Raw genomic sequence first — 7,883 nt, forward strand, 5'->3', positions numbered from 1 at the left:
GGGGTTTTTATTTGTCTGCACATCGCCCTTTTCTGTACGAAACGCGTACACACCGCCCTTACCCATTGTTTCTATCCTCCGGGCAAAGCCTATGACAATTTCCTATATATTGTGTGGTTGCATCTTTAAATAACTACATCTAGTATTAAGATCAGTAACACAGACACTAACTGACGCGAACCTTCGCGCCGCCAATCCACTTTAGACGGAAATACGAATTATGCGCATTACCATTTACACTCGAAATGATTGTGTTCAGTGCCACGCCACCAAACGTGCGATGGAAAGCCGTGGCCTGGCGTTCGAAATGGTGAACGTTGACCACGTGCCGGAAGCGGCAGATGAGCTGCGTGCAATGGGCTTTCGTCAGTTACCGGTGGTTGTCGCCGGGGAAACAACATGGTCCGGTTTTCGCCCGGATATGATTAATCGCTTACATGCCGCGCCGAGCGTCGCCAGCGCATGAGCACTCTCGTCTACTTCTCCAGCAGCTCGGAAAACACGCAGCGTTTTATCGCGCGTCTCGGGCTGCCGGCCGTGCGCATTCCGCTTAATGAGCGTGAACGCCTCCAGGTAGACGAACCCTATATCCTGGTGGTGCCCAGTTATGGCGGTGGCGGTACGGCAGGTGCGGTTCCGCGCCAGGTGATCCGTTTTTTAAACGATCCGCACAATCGCGCATTGATTCGCGGCGTGATCGCCTCCGGCAACCGTAATTTCGGTGAAGCCTTTGGCCGCGCAGGCGATGTGATATCGCAAAAATGCGCCGTGCCGTATCTGTATCGTTTTGAGTTGATGGGCACCCAACAGGACATCGACAACGTGCGTAAAGGAGTGAGCGAATTTTGGCTACGACAACCGCAGAGCGCGTGATGCAATCCGCGCCCGATTTCCACGCGCTGAATGCGATGCTGAATCTTTATGATAAAGACGGCCGCATTCAGTTTGATAAAGACCGCGAGGCGGTGGACGCCTTTATGGCAACCCATGTGCCCCCGAATACCGTGACGTTTAACAGCCAGGATGAACGTCTGAACTGGCTGGTGGCGGAAGGTTATTACGACGACAGCGTGCTGGCCCGTTACGACCGCGCGTTCGTCGTTGACCTGATTGCCGATGCGCACGCCAGCGGTTTTCGCTTCCAGACCTTTCTCGGCGCATGGAAGTTTTACACCAGCTACACGCTGAAAACCTTTGATGGCAAACGCTATCTTGAACACTTCGAAGATCGCGCCTGCATGGTGGCGCTGACGCTGGCGCAGGGCGATAAAACGCTGGCGCGCCAGTTAACCACCGAGATCCTCTCAGGCCGTTTTCAGCCCGCGACGCCAACGTTCCTCAACTGCGGCAAACAGCAGCGCGGCGAGCTGGTCTCCTGTTTCCTGTTACGCATTGAAGACAATATGGAGTCGATTGGCCGCGCGGTGAATTCCGCGTTGCAGCTTTCCAAACGCGGCGGCGGCGTGGCATTTCTGCTCTCCAACCTGCGCGAAGCCGGCGCACCGATCAAGCGCATTGAAAACCAGTCCTCCGGGGTGATCCCGGTGATGAAAATGCTGGAAGATGCCTTTTCCTATGCCAACCAGCTTGGCGCACGCCAGGGCGCAGGCGCGGTTTATCTGCACGCGCACCACCCGGATATTCTGCGTTTTCTCGATACCAAGCGCGAAAACGCCGACGAGAAAATCCGTATCAAAACCCTGTCGCTGGGCGTGGTGATCCCGGATATCACTTTCCGTCTGGCGAAAGCAAACGCTGAGATGGCGCTGTTCTCGCCCTATGATGTCGAACGTTTATATGGCAAACCGTTCGGCGACGTTGCTATTAGCGATATGTACGAGCAGTTGCTGGCCGACGATCGCGTGCGTAAAAGCTACATTAATGCCCGCGATTTCTTCCAGACGCTGGCGGAAATCCAGTTTGAATCCGGCTACCCGTACATCATGTTTGAAGATACGGTCAACCGCGCCAATCCGATTGCCGGGCGCATTAACATGAGCAACCTGTGCTCGGAAATTTTGCAGGTCAACAGCGCCTCGACCTTCGATGAGAATCTTGATTACGCCAATACCGGGCGCGATATCTCCTGCAACCTTGGCTCGCTGAACATTGCGCACACGATGGATTCCCCGGACTTTGGCCGCACGGTGGAAACCGCCATTCGCGGTTTAACTGCGGTGTCCGACATGAGCCATATCCGCTCGGTGCCCTCGGTGGAAAACGGCAATGCCGCCTCGCACGCCATCGGGCTTGGGCAGATGAACCTGCACGGTTATCTGGCGCGCGAAGGCATCGCCTATGGCAGCGAAGAGGGGCTGGATTTCACCAATTTCTACTTCTACACCACCACCTGGCATGCGCTGCATACCTCAATGATGATCGCCCGCGAGCGCGGTCAGCATTTTGCCGGTTTCCCGGCCTCGCGCTACGCCAGCGGCGAGTATTTCAACCAGTACCTTGAGGGTGACTGGCAACCGAAAACGGAAAAAGTGCGGGCGCTGTTTGAACGTGCTGGCATCACCATCCCAACCCGTGAAATGTGGCAACAACTGCGTGACGATGTGATGCGTTACGGGATCTACAACCAGAATCTACAGGCCGTGCCGCCGACCGGGTCGATCTCGTATATCAATCACGCGACATCAAGCATTCACCCGATTGTGTCGAAAATTGAGATCCGCAAAGAGGGCAAGACCGGGCGCGTTTACTACCCGGCGCCGTTTATGACCAACGACAACCTGGCGCTGTACGAAGACGCCTACGAAATCGGGCCGGAAAAGATCATTGATACCTACGCCGAGGCCACGCGCCATGTGGATCAGGGGCTCTCGCTAACGCTGTTCTTTAAAGACACCGCCACCACCCGCGATATCAACAAAGCGCAGATTTACGCCTGGAAAAAAGGCATTAAGTCGCTGTATTACATTCGCCTGCGCCAGCTTGCGCTGGAAGGCACCGAAATCCAGGGTTGCGTGTCCTGCGCGTTGTAAGGAGAAAAGGATGAGCCAACTATCACGCGTCAGCGCGGTGAACTGGAACAAAATCCAGGACGATAAAGACCTGGAAGTGTGGAATCGCCTGACCAGCAACTTCTGGTTGCCGGAAAAAGTGCCGCTGTCGAACGATATTCCTGCCTGGCAGACGTTAAGCCCGGCAGAACAGCAGCTTACTATTCGCGTTTTTACCGGTCTGACGTTACTCGACACCATTCAGAACACCGTCGGCGCGCCCGCGTTGATGACGGACGCGCTAACCCCGCACGAAGAGGCGGTGTTGTCGAATGTCAGCTTTATGGAAGCGGTGCACGCCCGCTCTTACAGCTCTATTTTCTCTACGCTGTGCCAGAGCAGAGATGTCGATGCCGCTTACAGCTGGAGCGAAGAGAACCCCGCATTGCAGCGCAAAGCGCAGCTGATCCTGCACTATTACCGCGCCGATGAACCGCTGAAGAAGAAGATCGCCAGCGTGTTTCTGGAATCATTCCTCTTCTATTCCGGTTTCTGGCTGCCGATGTACTGGTCGAGCCGCGGTAAGCTCACTAACACCGCCGATTTGATTCGCCTGATCATCCGCGATGAAGCGGTGCACGGCTACTACATTGGTTATAAGTATCAGAAAGGGCTGGAAAAAGTGAGCGCGGAAAAACGCGAGGAGTTGAAAACGTTCGCGCTGGATCTGCTGATGGATCTCTACGAGAACGAACTCAGTTACACCGACGATCTGTACGCCGGGAGCGGCTGGGCCGAAGATGTGAAAGCGTTTCTCTGTTACAACGCCAACAAGGCGCTGATGAACCTCGGTTACGAGCCATTATTCCCGCCGGAAATGGCCGACGTGAACCCGGCAATTTTGTCCGCGCTCTCGCCAAATGCCGATGAAAATCATGACTTCTTCTCCGGCTCCGGCTCGTCATACGTGATGGGCAAAGCCGTCGAAACCGAAGATGAAGACTGGAACTTCTAATCTTTCATTCCTCTCCCGAAAGGGAGAGGAATATTCCCGTTGATATTGCACTTAAAATAACCCGCCACGAAAAAAGGATATTATTATTTTAATAATGTCTTCGTGATTTCCCGGCACAATATCCCTTCAGCTTCTACACTGTAATTGTTTCGTCATTTTCATCTGAATCCGCACTATTCAGGTGCGATTCCCCGACGAATTTCAAAAAAATCTCACCCACCGCCAGCCCTTATTTCATGGGAAATCGCGGCAATTATCGCTTAAGCAAATTCTTAAAGACGGGAAATTCAGGGTTGTCTCAGATTCTGAGTATGCTAGGGTATATCCAGTCAATTATTCTCACCAGGTACGATATCGACACAATAAATAACAGGAACTCTATTATTGCATGGCAATTAAATTAGAAGTTAAAAACCTTTATAAGATATTTGGCGAGCATCCGCAGCGGGCTTTCAAATATATTGAAAAAGGACTTTCGAAAGAACAAATTCTGGAAAAAACGGGTCTGTCGCTTGGCGTGAAAGACGCCAGTCTGGCCATTGAAGAAGGCGAGATATTTGTCATCATGGGGTTATCCGGATCGGGTAAATCCACTATGGTACGCCTTCTCAATCGCCTGATTGAACCCACCCGCGGACAGGTGCTGATTGACGGCGTGGATATCGCCAAAATATCGGACGCCGAATTACGCGAGGTGCGCAGGAAAAAGATTGCGATGGTCTTCCAGTCATTTGCGCTAATGCCCCATATGACGGTGCTGGATAATGCCGCCTTTGGCATGGAATTAGCCGGTATTGCGGCGCACGAACGCCAGGAAAAAGCGCTGGATGCGCTGCGTCAGGTTGGGCTGGAGAATTATGCGCACAGTTATCCGGATGAACTTTCTGGCGGTATGCGCCAGCGTGTTGGTCTGGCGCGCGCATTAGCCATCAACCCCGATATCTTATTAATGGATGAAGCCTTCTCCGCGCTCGATCCATTAATTCGCACCGAAATGCAGGATGAACTGGTAAAGCTTCAGGCCCGCCACCAGCGCACCATTGTATTTATTTCCCACGATCTGGATGAAGCCATGCGTATTGGCGACAGGATTGCCATTATGCAAAACGGTGAAGTGGTACAGGTCGGCACGCCGGATGAAATATTGAATAATCCGGCCAATGATTATGTGCGTACCTTCTTCCGTGGTGTGGATATTAGTCAGGTATTTAGCGCCAAAGATATTGCACGGCGTACTCCCGTTGGGCTGATTCGCAAAACGCCAGGCTTCGGCCCGCGTTCGGCGCTGAAAGTGTTGCAGGATGAAGATCGTGAATTCGGGTATGTGATTGAACGCGGCAATAAGTTTGTCGGCGTTGTTTCCATCGACTCCCTGAAAGAGGCGCTCGGTCAAAGCCAGGGGATCGAGGCGGCGTTAATCGACTCCCCGCTTGCGGTGGATGCCGAAACGCCGCTCAGCGAGTTGCTCTCCCACGTTGGACAAGCGCCCTGCGCCGTACCGGTGGTCGGTGAAGAGCAACAGTATGTGGGCATCATCTCTAAACGGATGCTGCTGCAGGCTTTAGATCGCGAGGGGGCAAACAATGGCTGATCAAAACAACCCGTGGGATAGTGCACCGGCAACCGACAACGCCGCGCAGTCTGCGGATGCCTGGGGCGGCGGCAGTAGCGCACCAGCCGATGGCGGCAGCGCTGACTGGCTGCACAGCGCGCCGGCACCCGCGCCGGAACACTTCAATATTATGGATCCGTTCCATAAGACGCTGATCCCGCTCGATAGCTGGGTAACACAGGCGATCGACTGGGTGGTGATGCACTTTCGCCCGTTGTTTCAGGGCATTCGCGTGCCGGTGGATTACATCCTCAGCGCGTTCCAGCAGATGCTGCTGGGCATGCCCGCCCCGGTGGCGATTATTATTTTCTCGCTGATCGCCTGGCAGATGAGCAGCGCCGGAATGGGCGTTGCCACGCTGGTATCACTGATTGCTATTGGTGCTATCGGTGCCTGGTCGCAGGCGATGGTGACATTAGCACTGGTACTGACCGCCCTGCTGTTCTGCGTGGTGATCGGTTTGCCAATGGGTATCTGGCTGGCACGTAGCCAGCGCGCGGCGAAAATCGTTCGCCCGCTGCTGGATGCGATGCAGACCACCCCCGCGTTTGTCTACCTGGTGCCGATTGTGATGCTGTTTGGTATTGGCAACGTGCCGGGCGTGGTAGTGACGATTATCTTCGCCCTGCCGCCGGTGGTGCGTCTGACTATTCTCGGCATCAACCAGGTGCCGGCCGATTTGATCGAAGCCTCGCGCTCATTTGGCGCAAGCCCGCGCCAGATGTTGTTTAAAGTACAGTTACCGCTGGCCATGCCCACCATTATGGCGGGAATTAACCAGACGTTGATGCTTGCCCTCTCCATGGTAGTGATCGCCTCGATGATCGCCGTTGGCGGGCTTGGCCAGATGGTACTGCGCGGTATTGGCCGCCTTGATATGGGGCTTGCCACCGTTGGCGGCGTGGGGATTGTTATCCTCGCTATCATTCTCGATCGCCTGACGCAGGCTGTCGGTCGCGATTCCCGCAGCCGCGGTAATCGCCGCTGGTATCAAACCGGCCCGCTGGGTCTGCTGACCCGCCCTTTCGCTAAATAATCTGTCGCCCGGCAACTCGCCGGGCAGCAGTATCCCACCTGAACAATAAGGAACAACGATGCGACATAGCGTACTTTTTGCCACAGCGTTTGCCACCCTTGTCTCGACCAGTGCATTTGCTGCGGACACAGAACTGCCAGGCAAAGGCATCACCGTGAAGCCTTTTCAAAGCACTATTGCCGAAGAGAGTTTCCAGACATTGCTGGTGAGCCGCGCCCTTGAAAAACTCGGTTACACCGTGAATACCCCGGACGAAGTGGATTACAACGTGGGTTACACCTCAATGGCGGCGGGCGATGTCACCTTTACCGCCGTCAACTGGCAACCGCTGCATGACGACATGTATGCCGCCGCCGGGGGCGACAAAAAATTCTACCGTGAAGGCACCTATGTCACCGGCGCGGCGCAGGGGTATTTGATCGATAAGAAAACCGCCGAGAAATATCACATCACCAATATCGAGCAGCTAAAGGATCCGAAAATCGCCAGGCTGTTTGACGGTAACGGCGACGGCAAAGCCGACATGATGGGTTGCTCACCGGGCTGGGGCTGCGAAGCGGTGATTAACCACCAGCATCAGGCTTATGGTCTGGAAAATACTGTCACCGTTAGCCACGGGAACTACTCGGCGATGATGGCGGATACCATTACCCGTTTCAAAGAGGGTAAACCGGTGCTCTATTACACCTGGACGCCGTACTGGGTCAGCGACGTACTGAAACCGGGTAAAGATGTGGTCTGGCTGCAAGTGCCGTTCTCTTCTCTGCCGGGGGAACAGAAAGATATCGACACCAAACTGCCAAACGGCATGAACTACGGGTTCCCGGTGAATACCATGCATATTGTTGCCAACAAAGCCTGGGCCGAGAAAAACCCGGCGGCGGCGAAACTTTTCGCCGTGATGAAACTGCCGCTGGCCGATATCAATGCCGAAAACGCCATGATGCATGCAGGCAAATCGTCTGAAGCGGATATTCAGGGTCACGTTGATGGCTGGATCAAAGCGCACCAGCAGCAGTTCGACGGCTGGATCAAAGAGGCGCTTGCCGCACAGAAATAACCTGTCGCCGTCACCCCTTCAACAGCGCCATCGTTTTTTTGCCGGATGGCGCTTTTGCTTATTCAGGCAGTACCTGTTCGCACGTTGCCTGTTGCCTGTTGCCCGTGGCCTGTTCGCCTGTTCGCCTGTTCGCCTGTTCGCCTGTTGCCCGTTGCCCGTTGCCCGTTGCCCGTTGCCCGTTGCCCGTTGCCCGTTGCCCGTTGCCCGTTGCC

General features: G+C 54.6%; 7 protein-coding genes. All 7 read left to right on the plus strand.

The window, feature by feature from the left end:
* Positions 1 to 220: 220 nt before the first annotated feature.
* The 7 genes from nrdH to proX all read left to right on the plus strand — a co-directional run bounded on the left by nrdH (position 221) and on the right by proX (position 7,671).
* Complete coding sequence (nrdH, locus tag RT644_RS18655; RefSeq protein ID WP_020454901.1) at positions 221 to 466, plus strand: glutaredoxin-like protein NrdH; 246 nt, start codon at positions 221 to 223, stop codon at positions 464 to 466.
* A complete protein-coding gene (gene nrdI / locus RT644_RS18660) occupies positions 463 to 873 on the plus strand; it encodes a class Ib ribonucleoside-diphosphate reductase assembly flavoprotein NrdI (RefSeq protein WP_020454902.1) in 411 nt (136 codons plus the stop codon). Before nrdH ends, nrdI begins: the two co-directional genes overlap by 4 nt.
* Positions 846 to 2,990 carry a class 1b ribonucleoside-diphosphate reductase subunit alpha gene (gene nrdE, locus RT644_RS18665; protein ID WP_313627540.1) on the plus strand — a complete coding sequence of 715 codons (2,145 nt, stop codon included), beginning with the start codon at positions 846 to 848 and terminating at the stop codon, positions 2,988 to 2,990. The genes nrdI and nrdE overlap by 28 nt, the downstream gene beginning before the upstream one ends.
* A gap of 10 nt (positions 2,991 to 3,000) precedes the next feature.
* Positions 3,001 to 3,963, plus strand: a complete 963-nt coding sequence (gene nrdF, locus RT644_RS18670; RefSeq protein ID WP_045510916.1) for a class 1b ribonucleoside-diphosphate reductase subunit beta — start codon at positions 3,001 to 3,003, stop codon at positions 3,961 to 3,963.
* Positions 3,964 to 4,351: 388 nt separating this feature from the next.
* The gene (gene proV, locus RT644_RS18675) at positions 4,352 to 5,554 is read left to right on the plus strand and encodes a glycine betaine/L-proline ABC transporter ATP-binding protein ProV (protein WP_097407986.1); all 1,203 of its coding nucleotides are present in this window, start codon (positions 4,352 to 4,354) and stop codon (positions 5,552 to 5,554) included.
* Positions 5,547 to 6,611: a glycine betaine/L-proline ABC transporter permease ProW gene (gene proW, locus RT644_RS18680; RefSeq protein WP_097407987.1), complete on the plus strand. Its 1,065-nt coding sequence runs from the start codon at positions 5,547 to 5,549 to the stop codon at positions 6,609 to 6,611. The genes proV and proW overlap by 8 nt, the downstream gene beginning before the upstream one ends.
* Positions 6,612 to 6,669: 58 nt before the next feature.
* Positions 6,670 to 7,671 (plus strand): glycine betaine/L-proline ABC transporter substrate-binding protein ProX, encoded by a 1,002-nt coding sequence (gene proX, locus RT644_RS18685; RefSeq protein ID WP_313627546.1) that lies wholly within the window; start codon positions 6,670 to 6,672, stop codon positions 7,669 to 7,671.
* Positions 7,672 to 7,883 lie beyond the last annotated feature (212 nt).

The organism is Kosakonia sp. (assembly GCF_032104925.1).
Taxonomy (GTDB): domain Bacteria; phylum Pseudomonadota; class Gammaproteobacteria; order Enterobacterales; family Enterobacteriaceae; genus Kosakonia.